Consider the following 21,210-nt stretch of genomic DNA (forward strand, 5'->3'; position numbering starts at 1 on the left):
GCCGCACAATGAGGCGATGTCGCCACAGCTCATCGCCCCCACCGTCGCCGTCCGCGCCTCCTTCCTCGCCGCGATGGACGAGTTCCTGGCCGACGGCGCGGACTTGGTCCCGTACTCCACCATGGCCCACGAGCTGCGGACCTGGCGCGGTCACTGGGCGGCCGAGGACGGCTTCGCGGAGTACGTCCGCACGGTCGGCGGGGTCGTGGACCACGAACGCGCCGACGGCGTGGTCCCGCTGAGCACCCGTTGGTGGGTGGACGGCGACACCTACCTGGGGCGCGTCGCCTTCCGCCACCGGCTCACCCCGTCCCTCCTCACCTGGGGCGGCCATATCGGCTACGGCGTACGTCCCGGCGCCCGCCGCCGCGGCCACGCCACCGGGATGCTGCGCGCCGCCCTGCCGGTCGCCCATCACGAGCTGGGCATCGACCCGGTGCTGGTCACCTGCGATGACACCAACACCGCCTCACGTAAGGTCATCGAGGCCTGCGGCGGGATCTTCGAGAACCAGCGGGACGACAAGCTGCGCTACTGGTTCCACCGGCCCGCGGCCACCGCCGGGCAGCAGCCGTAACGGCGCATCTGACGTACCGAAGCACAAGGGGGAGGGCCATATGGAGCCCACGGACGACGACCGGCGGGTGCCCGCCCGCTACGAGCCGGGCGAGGGCTGCCTGACCACCGCGGTCCGGCTTCCGATACGGATCGTGGTGCTGGTGCTCGTGATGCCGGTGCGCCTGGTGTGGGACGCGCTGACCGCCCTCGGCCGGGCCGTCCACCGGACCGCGTTGCGCCCCCTCGGCCACGGCCTCACCTGGGTGTGGCGCACGCTCGTGGTGATACCGGTGGCGTGGGTGTGGCGCACGCTCGTCGTGATACCGGTGGCGTGGACTTGGCGCACGCTCGTCGTGATACCCGTCGCCTGGGCCTGGCGCACGCTGGTCGTGGCCCCGCTGGGGTGGCTCTGGCGGTATGTGCTGGCGCCGGTCGGGCGGGGGATCGCCTGGCTGATGCGTGGACTGGGCGTGGCGCTGCTGTGGTTGGGCAAGGCGTTGTTGGTGTGGCCGTGGGTGGCCTTGTGGCGGTATGTGCTGGCGCCGGTGGGACGGGGGATCGGCGTGGTGCTGGCGTGGCTGGTGCGGTATCTGGTGGTGGCGCCCGCGCGGTGGCTGTACGCGGAGGTGCTGACGCCCGTCGGGCGGGGGATCGCCTGGGTGGCGCGTGGTCTCGGGGTCGTCGTCGTGACGCTCGTCCGGTGGATCGTGGTCGTGCCGCTGGTCGCGCTGTGGCGGTCCGTGCTGCGGCCGGTGGGGCGGGCGCTGGTCGCCGTGGTGACGGTGGTCGGCCGCGAGGTCGGGGCGGCGTTCGGGCACTGCTGGCGGGTCGCCGGGATCATCTCCCGCGCCGTCGGCCGGTTCCTCGGCACGGTGCTGCGGTGGGTCTTCGTCGAGCCGGTGCGCTGGGTGTACCGCACCGTGCTCACCCCGCTCGGCCACGGCATCCGTAACGGCATCTGGCGGCCGGTCCGGCAGGCGCTGCGCACCGCCCGCGAGACCGTGCGGCAGACCCGTCAGGAACTCCGTCGGGCCCTGTTCGGCGCCCCCGGGAAGCCGTAGTGCGCGGTCGTCGTCCCGCCCCGGCGGGAACCTGGAGCTCTGGGGACACGTACTCTTGGTAGCAGTACGACCGCACTCACGAAGGACTGAACGACACTGGGCAAGCGACAGCCCGAAGGCCCGCCGCCCGCACCGGCGGTGCAGCGCATCCGACTGCGCTACACCAAGCGCGGCCGCCTCCGGTTCACCAGCCACCGCGACTTCCAGCGCGCTTTCGAGCGGGCGCTGCGCCGCGCCGAGGTTCCCATGGCCTATTCGGCGGGCTTCACCCCGCACCCCAAGGTGTCGTACGCCAACGCCGCCCCGACGGGTACGGGCAGCGAGGCCGAATATCTGGAGATCCAGCTCGCCGAGCACCGCGATCCGGACAAGCTGCGCGAACTCCTCAACGAGTCGCTGCCGGACGGGCTCGATGTAATCGACGCGGTCGAGTCCCGCACCAGTGGCCTGGCCGACCGGCTGGAGGCATCGGTGTGGGAGATCCGGCTCGACGGGGTCGAGCCGGCCGCGGCCGGGCACGCCGTCGAGGCGTTCCTCGCCGCGGAAGAAGTGCAGGTCGAGCGCCGGACGAAAAGCGGTATGCGGACCTTTGACGCACGGGCCGCGGTGGCGCGTCTGGAGGCCACCGGTCGTGAGGGCGATAGGCCCGACGGCAATGCCTGTGCGATACTGCGGCTGGTTGTTCGGCATCTGACACCTGCCGTTCGACCCGACGACGTCCTGTCCGGCCTCCGAGCTACGGCCGACCTGGCGCCGCCGGTCCCCGCTGCGGTGACCAGGCTGGCGCAGGGGCTGCTCGATGAGGAGACCGGCGCGGTGACTGACCCGCTAGCGCCCGACCGCGACGCTGCCACGGCCGCCCCACCCACGGCCGCCGGGCTGAGTGCCGCGAAGGTGACAAGTGGGGCCTCCCCGGCAGCCGGGGAAGGTACTGCGTAGGAGCGCCGTCGTCGCGTCGCCGATCAACCAGGGAGCCACCCCGGTCCGGCAGACGCACTGACCAGGAGACTTTCGCCGGTCCCCGCCCTACGGGGGCCGACGAGCGAGACGACAGCTCCCGTGCGGCGCCCACGCCCCGGACAGCGGGACCGCGCTCATCACGCGGACCGCGACCGGAATCAGGCGCGGCGCCCGGGAGCGTGACGGGAGAACCGCCCGCATGCTCGAGCCCATTGAGCCCACCGGATCCACGCATTCCCAGGATCGCGGTGCTGACGACAACCATTCACCCAGTGACACCCTGCCGCCGCGCCGCCGGCGCCGCGCGGCATCCCGGCCGGCCGGTCCGCCGTCGGCCGATGGCGCCGCCGAAGCCGCGGTGGTGAGCACCGATACCACCGCCGCGCCCGCGGCCGATCCGGCCCTCGCCGAGGAGACCACCGCCGCCGCGGTGACCACGGGCGACGAGGCCAAGCCGGCCCGTGCCCGCCGCCGCGCGACCCGCAAGGTCACCTCCCCGGCCGGTGCCCCGCAGCGGGGTGCCGGTGAGCCGGAGGCGGCACCGGCCGCCGAGGCCGAGGCCGCTGAGGAAGAGGAAGAGACCGTGGAGGCCCCGGCCGCCGCTGTCGAGACGCCCGCCGAGGTGCCTGCCGCGGAGCCCGCCGTGGCGCCGCAGGACGAGGACGCCGCGCCGCGCCGCGCCCGCCGCCGGGCCACCCGTAAGGTGACCGCCCCGGCCGGGTCCCCGCAGCCCGAGGCCGCCCCGGAAGCGGTGGCCGCCGAGGCGCCCGCGCCGGTCGAGTCCGCCGCGCCCGTCGAGTCCGCCGCTGCGGCACCGGACACCGCTCCGGCCGCCGCCGAGGAGAGCGCAGACGCGGCACCGCGCCGCGCCCGCCGCCGGGCCACCCGTAAGGTCACCGCTCCGGCCGGCGCCCCTCAGGCGAGCGCCGCCGAGGCCCCCGCGACGGACGTGAGCGCCGCCCCGGTCACCCCCGCCGCCCCGGTCACCCCCGCCGCCCCGGCCGCCGAGGAAGCGGCCTCCGCGCCCGCCGCGGAAGCCCCCGCCGACGAGGCCAAGCCCGCCCGGTCGCGTCGCCGCGCCACCCGTAAGACCAGCGCCCCCTCGGACGCGCCGCAGGTCACCGAGGAGGCCGAGGAGACCGCGGCAGCGGAGCCCGCGGAGGCACCGGCCGCCGACGACGCGGCCACCGAGGCGCCCCGCCGCCGGGCGCGCCGCCGTGGTGAGCCCGCCGCCGAGACGCCCCGCGCCGAGGAGGAGCCCGCCGCGGAGGCACCGCAGCGCGGCCGCCGCCGTGCGCAGCGCCCCCCGACCGCCGTCTTCCAGGCGCCGGTCTTCACCGAGCCGATGTTCCAGACGCCGGAGAGCGTGGCCGCCGCCCATGCCGCGGCCGCCCAGGAGGAGCCCACCCCCGAGCCGGCCGTGGAGGAGCAGCCCGCCGCGGGTTCGCGCCGCCGTCGCCGTCGTGGTGCCCCGGCCGAGCCCGAGCAGGTGGCCGCCGCCCCCGCCGAGGAGCCGGTGGCCGAAGAGGCCGCGGCAGCCGAGCCGGAGACCGAGCAGGCCGAGAGCGGGCACGGCGAGGACGAGTCCGCCGAGCGCCCCTCGCGCCGCCGCCGCCGTGGCGGCCGCCGCCGTCGTCGCGGTGAGTCCGCCGAGGGCGCCGATGAGCAGTCCGCCGACGAGCGGGAGGCCCCGGAGGCGGAGGCCGAGGAGGCCGACGAGCAGGCCGCCGGGCAGCCGGAGCCGCAGGAGGACGCCGAGGACGCGTCGGGCGGTTCCAGCAGCAGCCGCCGTCGCCGCCGCCGCCGTCGTCGTACCGGTGAGCCCGCCGAGGCCGAGGCCACCGGCGCCGACGACCCGGAGCGTACGGTCGTCAAGGTCCGGGAGCCCCGGAAGAAGGACGAGAGCACCAGCGCCGACGAGGTGCAGTCGATCAAGGGGTCGACGCGCCTGGAGGCCAAGAAGCAGCGTCGCCGGGAAGGCCGCGAGCAGGGCCGCCGCCGGGTGCCGATCATCACCGAGGCGGAGTTCCTGGCCCGCCGCGAGGCCGTCGAGCGGGTGATGGTCGTCCGCCAGAGCGGTGAGCGCACCCAGATCGGTGTCCTTGAGGACAATGTGCTCGTCGAGCACTTCGTCAACAAGGAGCAGGCGACCTCGTACGTCGGCAATGTCTACCTCGGCAAGGTGCAGAACGTCCTGCCGTCGATGGAGGCCGCGTTCGTCGACATCGGCAAGGGCCGCAACGCCGTCCTGTACGCCGGTGAGGTCAACTTCGAGGCGCTGGGCATGGCCAACGGCCCGCGCCGGATCGAGACCGCGCTGAAGTCCGGCCAGTCCGTGCTGGTGCAGGTCACCAAGGACCCGATCGGCCACAAGGGCGCCCGGCTCACCAGCCAGGTCTCGCTCCCCGGCCGCTACCTGGTCTACGTGCCCGAGGGCTCGATGACCGGTATCAGCCGCAAGCTGCCCGACACCGAGCGGGCGCGGCTGAAGCAGATCCTCAAGAAGATCGTCCCCGAGGACGCGGGCGTCATCGTCCGTACCGCGGCGGAGGGCGCGAGCGAGGACGAGCTGGCGCGCGACGTCCAGCGGCTGCAGGCCCAGTGGGAAGAGATCCAGAAGAAGGCCAAGAGCAGCAGCTCCAACGCGCCGACCCTGCTCTACGGCGAGCCGGACATGACCGTCCGGGTCGTCCGCGACATCTTCAACGAGGACTTCTCCAAGGTCATCGTCAGTGGTGACGACGCCTGGCAGACCATCCACGGCTATGTCGCGCATGTCGCCCCGGACCTGGTCGACCGGCTCCAGAAGTGGACCTCGGACGTCGATGTCTTCGCGACGTACCGCATCGACGAGCAGCTGATGAAGGCGCTGGACCGCAAGGTCTGGCTGCCCAGCGGCGGTTCGCTGGTGATCGACCGGACCGAGGCGATGGTCGTGGTCGACGTCAACACCGGCAAGTTCACCGGCCAGGGCGGCAACCTGGAGGAGACGGTCACCAGGAACAACCTGGAGGCGGCCGAGGAGATCGTGCGCCAGCTGCGGCTGCGCGACCTCGGCGGCATCATCGTGATCGACTTCATCGACATGGTGCTGGAGTCCAACCGGGATCTGGTGCTGCGGCGTCTGCTGGAGTGCCTGGGCCGGGACCGCACCAAGCACCAGGTCGCCGAGGTCACCTCGCTCGGCCTGGTCCAGATGACCCGTAAGCGGGTCGGTCAGGGCCTGCTGGAGTCCTTCTCCGAGTCGTGTGTGCACTGCAACGGCCGTGGCGTCATCGTCCACATGGACCAGCCGACGTCGGTCGGCGGCGGCGGTGGCAAGCGCAAGAAGAAGGGCAAGGGCGACCGGTCCGAGCCGCAGGTCCAGGAGGCCGAGGCCGTCGAGCCGACCCCGGACGGTGCCACGCCGGAGCTGGAGCCGGTCGCCGTGACGGAGGCCGAGCTGCAGCCCGCGGTGGCGGAGGCCGACGAATGGTTCGGCAGCCCGGCCGAGGCCGAGGCGGCCGCCGGGCGGGGCCGTGGCCGCCGCCGGGCGAGCCGGAAGGTGTCCGCTCCGGCGGGTGCGCCCAAGGCGGCGCCGGAGGCCGCGGAGATCGTCGTGCCGGCCGAGCCGGTGGCGGCTGCCGAGCCGGAGCCCGCTCCGGAGCCGGTCGCCGAGGCGCCCGCCGCGGAGCCCGCGCCGCCGGTCCGTGCGCGCCGCCGGGTGACCCGTAAGGTGGCCGCCCCGCAGGTCTCCGACGACTCCGCGACGACCGTCGTGATCGCCGCCCCGGCGGCGGAGCAGGTCACCGAGCCGGCGCCGGACGCCGCCGCGGAGCCCGTCGAGGGTGCCGAGGCGGAGGCGGAGCCCGCGGCCAAGAAGACCGCGAAGAAGGCGACGACGAAGAAGGCCGCGGCCAAGAAGGCCCCGGCGAAGAAGACCACGGCCAAGAAGACGGCGGCGAAGAAGACCACCGCCAAGAAGGCCACGGCGAAGAAGACCACCGCGAAGAAGGCGACGACGAAGAAGGCGGCGGCCAAGAAGACCGCTGCCGCCGAACAGCCCGCTGTGGCGTCGGTGTCCTCCTCGACGGAGGACTAGCAGGACCCGTCGGCCCCGGACCGTTACGGCGGTCCGGGGCCGGTTTGACCCCCTGGTCAAGGCCCCGTAACCTTGACCGTCGGTGTCTAAGACACCAAACCCCTGAGCACACACCTCTCGGTCCGCCGAGGGAGGCCGCTCGTCCACTCGGATTCCACGGGCCCTATCCCGAGCCCGTGTGAGCGGCTGGCATCAGAGGATCCGTTTCTAGCGAAAGAGAGTTCCGCGTGTACGCGATCGTGCGCACCGGCGGACGCCAGCAGAAGGTTGCTGTTGGCGACGTCATCGAGGTTGACCGCATTTCCACCAGCAAGGTCGGCGACACCGTCGAGCTCTCCACGCTGCTGGTTGTGGACGGCGACTCGGTCACCAGCGACCCGTGGGTCCTGGCCGGCGTGAAGGTCCAGGGCGAGGTCGTGGACCACCACAAGGGCGACAAGATCCGGATCCAGAAGTACAAGAACAAGACCGGTTACAAGAAGCGGATCGGCCACCGCCAGCTCCACACGGCGCTGAAGATCACCGGCATCGACGCTCCGGCGAAGTAAGGGACTGAGGAGACATGGCACACAAGAAGGGCGCATCGTCCACTCGGAACGGTCGCGATTCCAATGCTCAGCGGCTCGGCGTGAAGCGCTTCGGCGGTCAGGCCGTCCTCGCCGGTGAGATCCTGGTCCGCCAGCGTGGCACCCACTTCCACCCGGGCACGGGCGTCGGCCGCGGCGGCGACGACACCCTGTTCGCCCTCGCTGCCGGTGCGGTGCAGTTCGGCACCCACCGTGGCCGCAAGGTCGTGAACATCGTTCCGGTCGCCGAGTAATTCCGGCCTGACCGAGCGATAGCTCAGCATCAGCATCACTCAGGGGCGGACCGCCTTTTCCCGCGAGAGCGGGAAGGCCGGTCCGCCCTTGCGTGTTAGTACAGAGACATCCGCGCAAGCACAGCGACACCCCCGTAGTTACCTGGAGGCACCCCCACCATGACCACCTTCGTGGACCGCGTCGAGCTGCACGTCGCCGCGGGTAACGGAGGCCACGGCGTGGCCTCCGTGATGCGGGAGAAGTTCAAACCGCTGGGCGGCCCGGACGGCGGCAACGGCGGCCGTGGCGGCGATGTGATCCTGGTCGTCGACCAGGACGTCACCACGCTTCTCGAATACCACCACCACCCGCACCGCAAGGCCACCAACGGCGCACCGGGCGCGGGCGACAACCGCTCCGGCAAGAACGGCCAGGACCTGGTCCTGCCGGTCCCCGACGGCACCGTCGTCCTGGACCGCGCCGGCAATGTGCTCGCCGACCTCGTCGGCCAGGGCACCACCTTCGTCGCCGGACAGGGCGGCCGCGGCGGCCTCGGCAACGCCGCGCTGGCCTCCGCCCGCCGTAAGGCCCCCGGTTTCGCGCTGCTCGGCGAGCCCGGTGAGACCCGCGACATCGTGCTGGAGCTCAAGACCGTCGCGGACGTCGCGCTGGTCGGCTACCCGAGCGCCGGCAAGTCCTCGCTGATCTCGGTGCTCTCCGCCGCGAAGCCCAAGATCGCTGACTACCCCTTCACCACCCTGGTGCCCAACCTCGGTGTGGTGACGGCCGGTTCGACCGTCTACACGATCGCGGACGTCCCCGGTCTGATCCCCGGCGCGAGCCAGGGCAAGGGCCTGGGCCTGGAGTTCCTGCGGCACGTCGAGCGCTGCGAGGTGCTCGTGCACGTCCTGGACACCGCGACCCTGGAAGCCGACCGCGACCCGGTCTCCGACCTCGACATCATCGAGGAGGAGCTCAAGCAGTACGGCGGCCTGGAGAACCGGCCCCGGATGGTCGTCCTCAACAAGATCGACGTCCCGGACGGCAAGGACCTCGCCGAGATGATCCGCCCCGACCTGGAGGAGCGCGGCTACCGCGTGTTCGAGGTCTCCGCGGTCGCCCATATGGGCCTGAAGGAGCTGTCCTTCGCGCTCGCCGACGTGGTCGCCAAGGCCCGCGCCGCCAAGCCCGTACAGGAAGCCACCCGGATCGTCATCCGGCCCAAGGCCGTCGACGACACCGGCTTCACGATCACGGAAGAGGGCGAGAACTTCTTCCGCGTGCGCGGCGAGAAGCCCGAACGCTGGGTCCGCCAGACCGACTTCAACAACGACGAGGCCGTCGGCTACCTCGCCGACCGCCTCAACCGCCTCGGCGTCGAGGACGAGCTGCGCAAGGCGGGCGCGCACGCGGGCGACGGCATCGCCATCGGCCCCGAGGACAACGCGGTCGTCTTCGACTGGGAGCCGATGATGGCGGCCGGTGCGGAGATGCTGGGACGGCGTGGCGAGGACCACCGTATGGAGGCGCCCCGGCCGGCCGCGCAGCGCCGCAGGGACCGGGACGTGGCACGGGACGAGGCCGACCAGGAGTACGACGGCTTCAAGCCCTTCTGACCGGCCGCCCGGCCACGCACACACGGGGAAGGCCCCCGGGAGTTCTCCTCCCGGGGGCCTTCCCCATGTGTGTCGCCGCGGTCGGGGCCGTGGACGGCCCGCTGCGGGCTCAGACGGCGGCCGGGGCGTCCGGGACGTCGTCGGTCTGCTTCCCGGCCGTCTCGGAGGCGTCCAGGTCCTCCTGCGAGCGCTGACCGGGGATACCGGACAGCCGGTTCTCCATCCGGACGCGCCGCTCGTCGGCCTTGGTGCACAGCGCCAGCGCGGCCTGGTTGAAGCGGACCGACGACGGCGGGTCCGACGGGCCCAGCAGATGCTCCTTGAGCTCGGCGCGCTCCGCGGCCAGGGTGTCCTTCTCCGGGTTGCGGACCGCGTCGAGGAGACCGGCCACCTCTCCGGCCTCCGGCGTCAGGATCGTCGCCGCCCGCACGGTCGGGAAGTTCACCCGGAAGTCGTCCTCGGTCATCCCCGAGGTGTTGGCGACCGCGTACGGCTTCTCACTGGTCAGGTAGTCGGAGACGACGCTGGAGACATCGCTGATCAGCACATCGGCCTGGTTGAAGCAGGTGAAGATGCCGGGGCGGGCGGTGGTGATGATGCGGTGCTCCCACTCGGGGAAGGAGTTCCAGTACGCCTCCTCCCAGGCGGTGACGGCCGCGGCGACGGCGGCGGCGCGGCCCTCTTCCGGGGTGCCCTGCAGCCGCATCCGCTCCAGCTCGTCCGCGCTCTTGCGGAAAGCGGAGGTGGTCAGCGCGTTCAACTCGTCCGTACGGCGGGCCAGTTCGGCGGCGGCCTCCGGGCCGGGCCGGGCCCCGCTGCGCCGGGCGTTCGCCTCCGTGATCATCGCCTGGATGCGGTTGTTGGCGGCGCCCGCACGCGGGTCCACGGAACCGGTCATCGGGTGCGGCTTGTACAGCAGCCGCACGTTCTCGTCGGCGAGCAGCTCGCGGACGATGTTCTCACCGGCCAGGATCACCGAGGTGTTGCCCGGGTTGCCGTCCCAGCCCTCCCAGGTCGGGGCGTACAGCACGGTCGTCAGCCGGCCGGCCGGGGCGCCCGTGTACGGCTGGATCGGCGCCAGTTGGGGGCGGCCGACCTCGATGACGTCCTTGTCCTCGACACCGATGTCGGCGAGCTGGTAGCGGTCACGGGCCGCCGGGCCCGCCACCCACACCTCGTCATACGCCTTCGCGTACGGGTTGCAGGAGGACAGCTTGTCGCTCTCGCCGTGGTTGGTGAAGGCGTGCTTGATGGACGGGATGCGCAGGATCTGCGAGGTCTTGCCGGAGTTCGCCGGGTGCAGCAGCACCTTGAGCGTGGAGTGCTCCAGCCGCATCAGGTTGGCGACCTTGGGGATGCAGACGATCGGCACGTCCGTGGCCTCGATCTTCTGCACCATGAAACGTTCACGCAGCACGATGATCGGGTTGCCGTCCAGGTCGGCGAGGGTGCTCAGCCACATGTTGGCCTGGTAGGCGGAGGAGGAGCCGCCGGAGAAGTACATACCGACCGTCGGCTGGTACTCCGTCAGCCAGTTGTCCAGCCACTCCAGGGCCTGCTTCTCGGTGGCCACCCGCTTCTTGGGCAGCAGCCAGGTGCCCAGGTAGAGCGTGCCGCCGGCGGACAGGGCCAGGGAGACGGCCAGGCCGATGCCGCCCCAGTACGCGTCGGTGGTGATCGCGGTGAGCATCATGCCGGTCGTGGTCGGCACAGAGAAGCGCAGCAGACGACGGCCCGTCTGGCGGGAGAGGATGCGCGGCGGGGCGTCGGACAGCCGCAGCGCGCTCGCGTCGATGTTGCGGGTGACGAACGGCAGGCCGCGGGTCCGGCGGACCAGCACCGCGACCGCCTGGCACACGAAGTGGGTGCCGTAGAAGAGGAGCAGCGTGATGGTCAGCGGCGCCTGCTCCTCCAGCGGGTTGATGCCGTCGATGTGCAGCAGGCCGACCAGTATCAGCATGTCGCGCAGCAACTGGCGCACCGTGACATCGAACCGGATCCGGCCGAGCACCGCGAGCAGGCCGGGCTGCTTGTGCTGGAGGACCAGGTCGAGACCCAGGTTGACCACGGATGCGGCGATGAACAGCGGGATGACGGGCAGCAGCGCACCGAGGAGCTGCGCGGTGAAGGCGACCATCATCGCGAAGAGGGCCGCGAGCTGTACGGCTCGGCGGGGGACGATTCCGGCGGAAGGCACGGGGGAGGGCTCCTGGCAGCACGAAAGGTCAGAGGGAGGCCGAGGGGGGCGGCCGGGTCCCGCGCTGCGACGCCGCCGGAGCGGCGATACGGGACCAATGGACACCCGACCGTATGACCTTGTTGGCCCTGGTGACAATCTGCTGTGGCTCTCATCACCGCGAAAGCGGACCAATCGAACGCAACCCGTTGGCCTCGGATTCTCTCTTAAGGAAAACCCCGTCGGGTATCGGGCGAACGGGAAGCGGCCCCTATTCTGCGTGTCTTTTCCGCGCGCCGGGACCACGCCGGGGCCGCGCCGGGACCACGCCATGGCCGCACCGGGGCCGCGTCGGCCGCGCGCCGGGACCCGCCGGCCGGGTCTCGCGGGCCGTCCGCCAGGCACTATCACGAAGCGCCCGTGGCCCGCTCTGCCGTAGATTGCGCCCGTAGGGCCGTGGTGCGGATCGGGCAGTGACCCCCGTATGGCGGTGGGATCGGAGAGCACAGGGGTATGCAGGTGGCAGGCGCAAGGCAGGACGTGAAGGACGCCCGCCGGATCGTGGTGAAGGTCGGCTCGTCCTCGCTGACCACGGCAGCGGGCGGACTGGACGCGGACCGCGTCGACGCGCTGGTGGACGTCCTGGCCAAGCACCAGGACAAGGAGATCGTGCTGGTCTCCTCCGGTGCCATCGCGGCCGGTCTGGCGCCCCTGGGGCTCGCCAAGCGGCCCCGCGACCTGGCCCGGCAGCAGGCCGCCGCCAGCGTCGGCCAGGGCCTGCTGGTCGCCCGTTACACCGCCTCCTTCGCCCGCTACGGCCGCCGCGTCGGCCAGGTCCTGCTGACCTCCGACGACACCAGCCGCCGGGCCCACTACCGCAACGCCTACCGGACCCTGGACCAGCTGCTGGCCATGGGCGCCGTACCGATCGTGAACGAGAACGACACCGTCGCCACCGACGAGATCCGGTTCGGCGACAACGACCGGCTGGCGGCCCTGGTCGCCCATCTCGTCCGCGCCGACCTGCTGATCCTGCTCTCGGACGTGGACGGCCTCTACGACGGCGATCCGGCCACCCCCGGCACCTCCCGGATAGCCGAGGTCCACGGGCCCGGGGACCTGGCGGGCATCTCCATCGGCAGCGCGGGCAAGGCCGGCGTCGGCACCGGCGGCATGGTCACCAAGGTCGAGGCGGCCCGGATCGCGGCCGCGGCCGGTATCCCGGTCGTCCTGACCTCCGCCGTGCACGCCGCGGACGCCCTGGCCGGCGGCTCCACCGGCACCCACTTCCTGCGCACCGGCCGCCGCTCCGCCGACCGGCTGCTGTGGCTCGCGCACGCCTCCACCCCGCGCGGGGCGCTCATTCTGGACGACGGGGCGGTGCGGGCCGTCGTCCAGCGCCGCTCCTCGCTGCTGCCGGCCGGTATCGCCGCCGTGGAGGGCGAATTCTCCGCCGGTGATCCGGTCGAGCTGCGGGACGGCGAGGGCCGCGCGGTCGCCCGTGGCCTCGTCAATTTCGATGCCCGGGAAATCCCCCGATTGATGGGGCGTTCGACCCGCGATCTCGCCCGTGAGCTGGGCCCCGCCTATGAGCGGGAGGTCGTGCACCGCGACGATCTGGTGCTGCTGCACGACTGAGAGCCGGCCCCGGCACGACACCCCGGGGCGGCCGAAAACAGCCCCTCCGGCCTGTAGCGAAGACCGGCCTTTCCGTTGAGACCTTGGTGAAAACGCCCCCGCGACGGGCCGCGGGCTGGTCAACTTTGTTCCGGGACGCCGCAGGGGAGCGGCGCCCGCAGCGCGCACGCGCACCCGCCGACGTACGACGGCTCCGCACCCCCGAGAGCGGAGCGATTCTCATCACAGGAGGCCGCCGGTGAGACGAGGGCGCCCAGGGGCTCCGCCCCGAGGGACGGCGGAGCGCACCCTGACCAGCGTCGGAACCGGCGGGGACACCCGCCGGCCGGACGACCTTGGTGCGGAGCGTGACGGGGCCGCGCGGCCCGCACCGGAGAGCGGCCGCCAGGAGGCGTCCCGGCTGTGGCACATCACCCTCAGCGTCTCCGGTGCCGAGGCCCCGCTGAAGGAGGTCCGGCGGGCGCTGGAGCAGCTCGCCCACGACCATCCGTTCCTGCTGACCAGCCGCTACGCCAACGACCACGCCGAGATCCGCTACTGGGAGGAGGCGCGGGACCTGCACGACGCCGCGGCGGTCGCGCTGCGGCTGTGGGGCGAGCACCGCTCGACGGCCAAGCTGCCGCCGTGGGAGATCGTCGGCCTGGAAGTCATCGACCGTGAGACCTATCACCAGCGCATCGCGGAGGGCTACGGTCCGCCGCCGGCCTCCCCGGTCGGCGTCCACCCGTTCTGACCAGCGGCCGTCCGCGTCCCGCGCTGTGAGATACGGCGTGGCCGCGGCCGGCCGCCCCGTTAGGCTGCGGCCATGACCAGCAGCGCATCGCACACCTCGCCCGTCCTTGAGACCGCCCGCCGCGCGCGGGAGGCAGCCGCCGTCCTGGCGCCACTGCCGCGTACGGCCCGTGACGCAGCGCTGCTCGCCATCGCCGACGCCCTGGTGGAGCGGACCGACGAGATCGTCACCGCCAACGCCCAGGACATCGCCAAGGCGCGGACCGCGGGCACTGCGGAGTCCGTCGTGGACCGGCTCACCCTCACCCCCGAGCGGATCGCGGCCATCGCCGCCGACGTCCGCCAGGTCGTGGCGCTGCCCGACCCGGTGGGCGAGGTGGTGCGCGGCTCGACCCTGCCCAACGGCCTCGATCTGCGGCAGGTCCGGGTCCCGCTCGGCGTGATCGGGATCATCTACGAGGCCCGGCCCAATGTGACGGTGGACGCCGCCGCCCTGTGCCTGAAGTCCGGCAACGCCGTGCTGCTGCGCGGCTCGTCCTCCGCCTACGCCTCCAACAGCGCCCTGGTGGAGGTGCTGCGGGACGCCGTCCAGCGCGCCGGGCTGCCCGCCGACGCGGTGCAGCTGGTGCCCGGCGAGAGCCGTGACTCGGTGCGTGAGCTGATGCGCGCCCGCGGCCTGGTCGATGTGCTGATCCCGCGCGGCGGCGCGTCCCTGATCCGTACGGTCGTCGAGGAGTCCATCGTCCCGGTGATCGAGACCGGCACCGGCAACTGCCACGTCTACATCGACGAGGCCGCCGACCTCGACATGGCCGTCGACATCCTCGTCAACTCCAAGGCGCAGCGGCCCAGCGTCTGCAACGCCGCGGAGACGGTGCTGGTGCACGCCGGGGTCGCGGAGAAGTTCCTGCCGCGCGCCCTGGAGGCGCTGACCCAGGCCGGTGTCATCGTGCACGGCGACGCGGCCTGGCAGCAGGCGGGCCCCGGGCTGGTGGCCCCCGCCACCGACGAGGACTGGGCGACCGAGTACCTCTCGTACGACATCGCGGCCGCCGTGGTGCCCGACCTGGACGCGGCGGTGGCGCACATCCGGCGCTGGACCTCCGGTCACACCGAGGCCATCGTCACCACCTCGCAGGCCGCGGCCCGCCGCTTCACCCAGTTGGTGGACTCCACCACGGTCGCGGTCAACGCCTCCACCCGTTTCACCGACGGCGGCGAATTCGGCTTCGGCGCGGAGATCGGCATCTCGACGCAGAAGCTGCACGCCCGCGGCCCCATGGGACTGCCGGAACTGACCTCCACGAAGTACATCGTCACGGGCGACGGCCACACCCGCTGAACGTCCCCCGGATTCCCCGTTCTCCCTGCCCAAAACGACCGGCCGGGGCTAACCTGGACGGGTGCCGGACGACGTGGGGGGCAAGCCGTTCCCGGACGGTGAAGAGCCCGACGAGCACCACCACGGGAGCCACGGAAAAGCGGACGAAGAATTCGCCTCCGTGGTCTTCGACGAGGAATTCGTCCGGTCCGCCCGTATCCATGAGCCCTCGGCGGTCGAGCGGATGCTGGCCGCCGCCGAGGCGCGCGCGGAGGCCGAGGCGGCCCGCTCCGGGCCCGGTTTCGGCCCCGAGGGCGAGGACCCGGACGAGGCCGGCCCCCGCAGCCGCCGCCGGAGCCGGGGAGCCGACGACTACGACGGCTACGCCGATTACGGAGAGTACGGGGACGGGGAGTACGGCGACTATCCGCCGCATGACCCGTATGGCCCCTACGGCGGAGCGCTGCGTCCTTACCGCGGCAGCACCCGCTGGCACCGGCCGGTGGCCTGGGTGCTGGCCGTGGTGATGGGCATCGGACTGGTCGCGCTGGCCTTCAGCGCCGTCTACCGGGGCTCCGCCGGGCGGACCCAGAGCCCGGCCCCGGCACCCACCTCCAGCGGCGTGGATTCCCCGGTCACGGGCGGTACGGACAGCGTCCGGACGGCGCGCCCCGGGCTGCCCTCGCCGCCCTCTGCCGAGCCCCTGAGGCCGTCGTTCTCGGCGGTGCCCAGGCCACACTGACGGCGTGGCACACTTCCCGCAAATCGGACGCCTGAAACCGCTTCGTCCGGCGAAGTTGCCCGGTCTCCCCGCGTTTACGTTCGGCCCCGCCGACCTACTCTTGTTGTATGACCGGGCCTGGTGACCCTCCGGAAGGGACGCCCAACGGCGCCCCGGGAGGCGGTGAGGACGAATACCGATCCGTCGTCTTCGACGAATCGTTTGTTCGGGCTGCGCGGCTACAGGAATTCTCCGCGGACGAGCGGCTCGGCGAGCACCACTCGCCGGCCGTCAGGACCCGGCACGCCTGGCGGCGGCTGGGCGGCTCCCGGCAGGCCATCCTGCTGGTGCTGCTGATCGTTCTCGCCTTCGGCACCGCCGTCTACATGGGCGTACGGCACCCGTACAAGACCCCGGAGACGGTCCGGGCGCAGCCGCTGCGCTCCGCGGTGGTGCCGCTCGCGCCGACCGGGAAGGTGCCCGGCGCGACACCGGAGGACCTCTTCGCGCACAGCCCCGCGGCGGACTACCGGATCGGCGCCGCCGGCGTCAATCTGCCCCCCGTCGCCCGCACCGAGCACTTCTCCGACGGCCAGATCGTCTCCGCGCTGACCATCGCGAAGGACTACATCGTCCGCTCCTCGCTGGACCCGGACACTCTCACCGGCGGTTCCGTACGGCCGGTGCGGCTGCTGCTCGACACCCGCCAACTCGACCAGTTCGACCGCAGCCTGGCGCACCCCGGCGACAGCGGCCACGATGCCGCGACCGGCTGGCTGGTCCGCTTCGACCCGCGGCAGACCCGGCTCGCCGACCGGGACGTACGAGTCAACGGCACGCTGTCCGCCTCGGAGTTGAGTCCGGACGCACTCGATGTGACCGCCGACTACACCTTCGTCTACGCCGTCCGGCCCGCTCCCGGTGCGCCGTCCGCCGTGGCGGGTCAGGGCATCGGCAAGCCCACGCCGGGCGCCGCCTCGCTGGTCACCGTCCGCCGTGAGGTGCACTTCCGGCTGACCCGCGGCAACCTCAGCGACCACCGGCTGGAGGTGCTGCAGAGCAGCCTGCAGGCCGGGCCGCTGGCCTGCTCCTCGAAGCCGGCCGACGCGCTGCGCCCGCTGTTCGCGGGACAGCACGCCGGCAACGACCGGCCCATGGGCACCGACCCCTACGCCAGGGACCGCGTCAACCCCTCCCTGTGCGGGGAGCTGGCACCCTCCGCCCAGCCGAAGCCGAGCCATCCGATGCGCTAGCAGCTCCTAGCTAGGCGCCGTCCGAGCCGCCCGCTCCACCGCTTCCGTTGGCGCCGCCCGAGCCGTCGGAACGCTGTCCGCCACGGAAGACCGTGTCGCGCAGCTTGCCGCCCAAGTCACCCGCGCCGCCCGCGATATCGCGCACCAGGCCCATCAGCGGGTCCTTGCTGTTGCGCATCGAGTCGGCGTAGTGGGCGGCGGAGTCCCGGAAGGAGTCGGAGACCGAGGTGTCCTTGTCCTCGTCCCGGCGCGGGTAGTGACCGTCCATGATCCGCTGGTAGTCGCGGTTGGCCGCCCACTTCTTGAGTTCGGCCGCCCGCACGGTGGTGAACGGGTGGCTGCGCGGCAGCAGGTTGAGGATCTTCAGCACGGAGTCGCGCAGATCGCCGCCGGCCTCGTACTCGTCGGCCTGCTTCAGGAAGGCGTCGACATTCATCTCGTGCAGATGATTGCCGCCGGCCAGCTTCATCAGACCGCGCATCGACGCCTGCAGATCCTGCCCGACGAGCAGCCCGGCACGGTCGGCCGACAGCTCCGACTTGCGGAACCACTCGCGCAGCGCCGTCACGATCGCCATGATCGCGACATTGCCCAGCGGGATCCAGGCGACCTTCATCGCCAGATTCGTCAGGAACAGCAGAATCGTGCGGTAGACGGCGTGCCCGGACAGTGCGTGTCCGACCTCGTGGCCGATGACCGCCCGCATCTCCTCCTCGTCCAGCAGCTCGACCAGGCCGGTGGTCACCACGATGATCGGCTCGTCGAGACCGATGCACATGGCGTTGGGCTGCGGGTCCTGATTCACATACATCGGCGGGACCTTCTCCAGGTCCAGGATGTAGCAGGCGTCGCGCAGCATGTCGTTGAGGTGCGCGAACTGCTGGTCGCCCACCCGCACCGAGTCCGACAGGAACAGCAGCCGCAGGCTGCGCTCCGGCAACAAGCCGCTGAGCGTCTTGAAGACGGTGTCGAACCCGCTCAGCTTGCGCAGCGCCACCAGCGCCGAGCGGTCCGCCGGGTGTTCGTACGCACGCGACGAGATTCCGGGGAATCGCCGCCGGTCCCGGCTCGGTACGTTGGCGCTGCCGTCTGGGCTCTCCGTCATTGGGGCCTCCCCCTGTTCGACTGCGTGTGTTCAGCCTAGAGGACGCCACTGACACGAGAATGGATGCTCGGGCGTACGCTGGCGATCGCACCAATACCCGCACAGGTTCGTACACATGGTCGTACGGGCCGTCTCAGAGGGAGCGCATCGTCATGCCGTATCCGAGCGTGCTGCTCGCCGCAGCCCAGGAGACCGCCAGGGACGGCGGACCCGGATGGATCCTGCGCGCGGTGATCATCGGCGGCGTCGTGGGCGCCGGGCTTCTCGCCTGGTTCCTGCTGCGCGGCTACAGCCAGGACTGACCCTCCGGCGGCCCCCGGGGCCCGTCCGGACGGAGTCGCCGTGGGCCCGCGGTGAGGCGGCGCTTACGATGTGGTGGAAGTCTCCGCCCGACCCCAGCCCGGATTGGTTCTGCCGACGATGAGCCTGCACACCACCGCACAGTCTCTGGCCACCCTCGCCGCCGAACCCGGCCACGAGGGCGGGCACGCCAGCCTCAGCCCCTTCGTGACCGGTGGCGGCGCCCTGTTTATCCTGCTCCTCCTGCTCTGGATCACCACCCGTTTCAACCGGGACCGCTGAGCCAGGCACCCGGCCCCCGGCATCGCGCATCGCCCAGTAGGGTCTGCACGCATGGGAGAGCACACAGGGCCCGTGAAGCGGCGACTCGGAGTGATGGGCGGGACGTTCGACCCGATCCACCACGGACACCTGGTCGCCGCCAGCGAGGTGGCCAGCCAGTTCCACCTCGACGAGGTCATCTTCGTGCCCACGGGGCAGCCGTGGCAGAAGAGCCACAAGACGGTGTCCCCGGCCGAGGACCGGTATCTGATGACGGTCATCGCGACCGCGTCGAACCCGCAGTTCTCCGTCAGCCGGATCGATATCGACCGCGGCGGCAAGACGTACACGATAGACACGCTGCGTGATCTGCGTGCCGAGCACCGTGACGCGGATCTGTTCTTCATCACCGGCGCCGACGCGCTCAGCCAGATCCTGACCTGGCACGATGCCGCGGAGCTGGTCTCGCTCGCCCACTTCATCGGGGTGACCAGGCCCGGACATGTCCTCGCGGACCCCGGGCTGCCCGCGGGGGCGGTGTCTTTGGTCGAGGTGCCGGCGCTGGCCATCTCCTCGACCGACTGCCGGGCGCGCGTCGCCCAGGGGGATCCGGTCTGGTACCTGGTGCCGGACGGTGTGGTGCGCTACATCGACAAAAAAGAGCTGTACCGCAACGACGGCTGACGGGGCTGACGGAAAGGGGCACCGGTGAGCGACCGACAGGATCCGTACGGGCGGGACCCGTATGCCCATGACCCGTATGCCCAGGAGCAGCAGGGGCAGCAGGGCTACACCTACGACGCCTACGGGCAGCCGGTGTACCACGACGCCGCCCAGGCGCCGTACGAGCAGCACTACGACCCGTACGGCCAGCAGGCCGCCGCGTCCGCCTATGAGGGCTATGACCCATACGGCGGCCAACAGGGCACCGGCCAGGCCGCCCAGGGGTACCAGGGCGGCCACCAGCCCTACCAGGCGCAGCCGGAGTACGGCTACGACCCCTACGGGCAGGTGCAGGCGCAGCCCGGCCATCCGCAGCAGTACGACCCGTACGGCCACCCCCAGCAGGACCCCTCGCACCAGCAGGAGTGGATCCCGCAGCAGGCCCAGCAGTCCCCGTACGAGCAGGTCCCCTACGGGGAGCAGCCCCGCTACGAGGAGCCCGCCCCGCAGCGCCAGGACGGCCCGCCCCGGCCGCCGGCCCAGCGCCGCGCCCCCGCGGACGAGACCGCCGCGCCGTTGGACGACGGCGGCCCCGCCGCGCCCTCCGATGGCGACCCCGAGTACCGCACCGAGCAGTTCTCCTTCATCGAGGAGCCGGACGAGGACTCCGAAGACGTCATCGACTGGCTGAAGTTCACCGAGAGCCGCACCGAGCGGCGCGAGGAGGCCAAGCGGCGCGGCCGGAGCCGGCTCGTCGCGCTGTCCGTCGTGCTGGCCCTGCTGGTCGCCGGTGGTGTCGGCTATCTGTGGTGGGCGGGCAAGCTGCCGGGAGTGGCCGGTCCGGGCGCCGGTGAGGCCGCCGCGGGCGCCGGACAGAAGCGCGATGTCCTCGTCGTCCATCTGCGGGACACCAAGAACGGCAACAGCTCGACGGCGCTGCTGGTGGACAACGAGACCACCCACAAGGGCACCACCGTCCTCCTGCCCAACAGCCTCCTCGTCTCCAAGGACGACGGCACCACCACGACGCTCGGCAAGTCCGTCAAGGACGAGGGCACCGAGCCGACCCGGGACTCCCTCAACAGCCTGCTGGGCGCCGACCTCAAGGCCAGCTGGCGGCTGGACACCCCCTACCTGGAGAACCTCGTCGAGACGGTCGGCGGGATCACCCTCGACGCCGACGCCACCGTCCCCGGCGCCAAGAAGGGCGCCTCCCCGGTCGTCAAACAGGGCAGCGCCCAGGACCTCAACGGCCAGGCCGCCGTCGCCTACGCCACCTACCTGGGGCCGGGCGAGCCGCAGACCAAGCAGCTCCAGCGGTTCGGCCAGGTCATGCAGGCGACCCTGAAGAAGGTCTCCAGCGACGCCGACGGCGCCACCACCACCGTGAAGACGCTGCTCCAGGTGCTCGATCCGCCGCTCACCGAGGCCCAGCTGGGCAGCTCGCTGGCGCAGCGGGCGGAGCTGGCGAAGACCGGCGCGTACCGCACCACCCTGCTGCCCGTGCAGGCGAACGGGACGCTCAGCCAGACCACCTCGGCGAGCGTGGTCAAGGACGTGCTCGGCGGCACGGTCAAGAAGACCGCCCCCGGTGCGACCGCCCGGGTCGCGGTCCGCAACGCCACCGGAAACAAGGCTTTCACCGAGAAGGCGCAGGTCGCGCTGCTCAACGGCGGCTACAGCTTCGTCGACGACGGCGCCGCCGGCGCGGCCGCCGCCACGTCCCGGATCACCTACGCGGAGGCCGCCCAGAAGGCGAGGGCCGCGGAGGTCGCCAAGACACTGGGGCTGCCGGCGGGCGCGGTCACACAGGGCAAGGGCGCCGCGAACGCCGACATCACCGTGGTGCTGGGGCGCGACTACAAGGGCTGACGGGCCGGAGGCGCCCGGCGCCTCCGGCGGCGGTCGCCGGGGCCCGGCAGCGGCCCCGGCGCCGACCGGCCCGGACGCCGGAACCGACGGGT

The 21,210-nt window shown here is 72.1% G+C and carries 17 protein-coding genes and 1 pseudogene; 16 read left to right on the top strand and 2 right to left on the bottom strand.

What is annotated here, in order from left to right; all coding sequences use genetic code 11:
* Nucleotides 1-16: 16 nt before the first annotated feature.
* From STRTU_RS23750 to obgE, 7 genes and pseudogenes are all read left to right on the top strand, one after another.
* On the top strand, nucleotides 17-577 hold the full coding sequence (locus tag STRTU_RS23750) for a GNAT family N-acetyltransferase (RefSeq protein ID WP_159745974.1): 561 nt from the start codon (nucleotides 17-19) through the stop codon (nucleotides 575-577).
* Between the two features lie 40 nt (nucleotides 578-617).
* A pseudogene (locus STRTU_RS23755) lies at nucleotides 618-1,709 on the top strand (hypothetical protein).
* A 48-nt stretch (nucleotides 1,710-1,757) separates the two neighbouring features.
* The gene (locus STRTU_RS23760; protein WP_159745976.1) at nucleotides 1,758-2,558 is read left to right on the top strand and encodes a TIGR03936 family radical SAM-associated protein; all 801 of its coding nucleotides are present in this window, start codon (nucleotides 1,758-1,760) and stop codon (nucleotides 2,556-2,558) included.
* Nucleotides 2,559-2,778: 220 nt separating this feature from the next.
* On the top strand, nucleotides 2,779-6,660 hold the full coding sequence (locus STRTU_RS23765; RefSeq protein WP_159745978.1) for an Rne/Rng family ribonuclease: 3,882 nt from the start codon (nucleotides 2,779-2,781) through the stop codon (nucleotides 6,658-6,660).
* A 227-nt stretch (nucleotides 6,661-6,887) separates the two neighbouring features.
* Nucleotides 6,888-7,208 (top strand): 50S ribosomal protein L21, encoded by a 321-nt coding sequence (gene rplU, locus STRTU_RS23770; RefSeq protein ID WP_006605648.1) that lies wholly within the window; start codon nucleotides 6,888-6,890, stop codon nucleotides 7,206-7,208.
* Between the two features lie 14 nt (nucleotides 7,209-7,222).
* Nucleotides 7,223-7,480, top strand: a complete 258-nt coding sequence (gene rpmA / locus STRTU_RS23775) for a 50S ribosomal protein L27 (RefSeq protein WP_018088248.1) — start codon at nucleotides 7,223-7,225, stop codon at nucleotides 7,478-7,480.
* A gap of 159 nt (nucleotides 7,481-7,639) precedes the next feature.
* On the top strand, nucleotides 7,640-9,076 hold the full coding sequence (obgE, locus tag STRTU_RS23780) for a GTPase ObgE (protein WP_159745980.1): 1,437 nt from the start codon (nucleotides 7,640-7,642) through the stop codon (nucleotides 9,074-9,076).
* Between the two features lie 109 nt (nucleotides 9,077-9,185).
* Here the strand turns inward: obgE and STRTU_RS23785 are convergent, their stop codons facing one another.
* Entirely contained in the window at nucleotides 9,186-11,273 is a 2,088-nt protein-coding gene (locus STRTU_RS23785) for a hypothetical protein (protein ID WP_159745982.1), read from the bottom strand.
* A 498-nt stretch (nucleotides 11,274-11,771) separates the two neighbouring features.
* Here STRTU_RS23785 and proB point away from each other — a divergent pair, with 498 nt between their 5' ends.
* From proB to STRTU_RS23810, 5 genes are all read left to right on the top strand, one after another.
* Nucleotides 11,772-12,890 carry a glutamate 5-kinase gene (proB, locus tag STRTU_RS23790; protein ID WP_159745984.1) on the top strand — a complete coding sequence of 373 codons (1,119 nt, stop codon included), beginning with the start codon at nucleotides 11,772-11,774 and terminating at the stop codon, nucleotides 12,888-12,890.
* 238 nt (nucleotides 12,891-13,128) lie between these two features.
* A complete protein-coding gene (locus STRTU_RS23795; RefSeq protein ID WP_159745986.1) occupies nucleotides 13,129-13,623 on the top strand; it encodes a hypothetical protein in 495 nt (164 codons plus the stop codon).
* A gap of 72 nt (nucleotides 13,624-13,695) precedes the next feature.
* The gene (locus STRTU_RS23800; RefSeq protein ID WP_159745988.1) at nucleotides 13,696-14,964 is read left to right on the top strand and encodes a glutamate-5-semialdehyde dehydrogenase; all 1,269 of its coding nucleotides are present in this window, start codon (nucleotides 13,696-13,698) and stop codon (nucleotides 14,962-14,964) included.
* 61 nt (nucleotides 14,965-15,025) lie between these two features.
* Entirely contained in the window at nucleotides 15,026-15,685 is a 660-nt protein-coding gene (locus STRTU_RS23805; protein ID WP_159745990.1) for an SCO2584 family spore wall biosynthesis protein, read from the top strand.
* A gap of 107 nt (nucleotides 15,686-15,792) precedes the next feature.
* Entirely contained in the window at nucleotides 15,793-16,917 is a 1,125-nt protein-coding gene (locus STRTU_RS23810; RefSeq protein WP_159745992.1) for an SCO2583 family membrane protein, read from the top strand.
* Nucleotides 16,918-16,927: 10 nt separating this feature from the next.
* Here the strand turns inward: STRTU_RS23810 and STRTU_RS23815 are convergent, their stop codons facing one another.
* Nucleotides 16,928-18,022 (bottom strand): M48 family metallopeptidase, encoded by a 1,095-nt coding sequence (locus tag STRTU_RS23815; protein ID WP_159745994.1) that lies wholly within the window; start codon nucleotides 18,020-18,022, stop codon nucleotides 16,928-16,930.
* Between the two features lie 152 nt (nucleotides 18,023-18,174).
* Here STRTU_RS23815 and STRTU_RS23820 point away from each other — a divergent pair, with 152 nt between their 5' ends.
* The 4 genes from STRTU_RS23820 (at nucleotide 18,175) to STRTU_RS23835 (ending at nucleotide 21,118) form a co-directional block, all read left to right on the top strand.
* Complete coding sequence (locus STRTU_RS23820) at nucleotides 18,175-18,324, top strand: hypothetical protein (RefSeq protein ID WP_167539196.1); 150 nt, start codon at nucleotides 18,175-18,177, stop codon at nucleotides 18,322-18,324.
* Nucleotides 18,325-18,442: 118 nt separating this feature from the next.
* On the top strand, nucleotides 18,443-18,604 hold the full coding sequence (locus STRTU_RS23825; protein ID WP_018088238.1) for a hypothetical protein: 162 nt from the start codon (nucleotides 18,443-18,445) through the stop codon (nucleotides 18,602-18,604).
* A gap of 51 nt (nucleotides 18,605-18,655) precedes the next feature.
* Nucleotides 18,656-19,267 carry a nicotinate-nucleotide adenylyltransferase gene (gene nadD / locus STRTU_RS23830; protein ID WP_159745996.1) on the top strand — a complete coding sequence of 204 codons (612 nt, stop codon included), beginning with the start codon at nucleotides 18,656-18,658 and terminating at the stop codon, nucleotides 19,265-19,267.
* 24 nt (nucleotides 19,268-19,291) lie between these two features.
* Nucleotides 19,292-21,118 (top strand): LCP family protein, encoded by a 1,827-nt coding sequence (locus tag STRTU_RS23835; RefSeq protein WP_159745998.1) that lies wholly within the window; start codon nucleotides 19,292-19,294, stop codon nucleotides 21,116-21,118.
* The last annotated feature ends 92 nt before the right edge of the window (nucleotides 21,119-21,210 follow it).

The sequence above is a fragment of the Streptomyces tubercidicus genome, from assembly GCF_027497495.1.
In the GTDB taxonomy this organism is placed as follows: domain Bacteria; phylum Actinomycetota; class Actinomycetes; order Streptomycetales; family Streptomycetaceae; genus Streptomyces; species Streptomyces tubercidicus.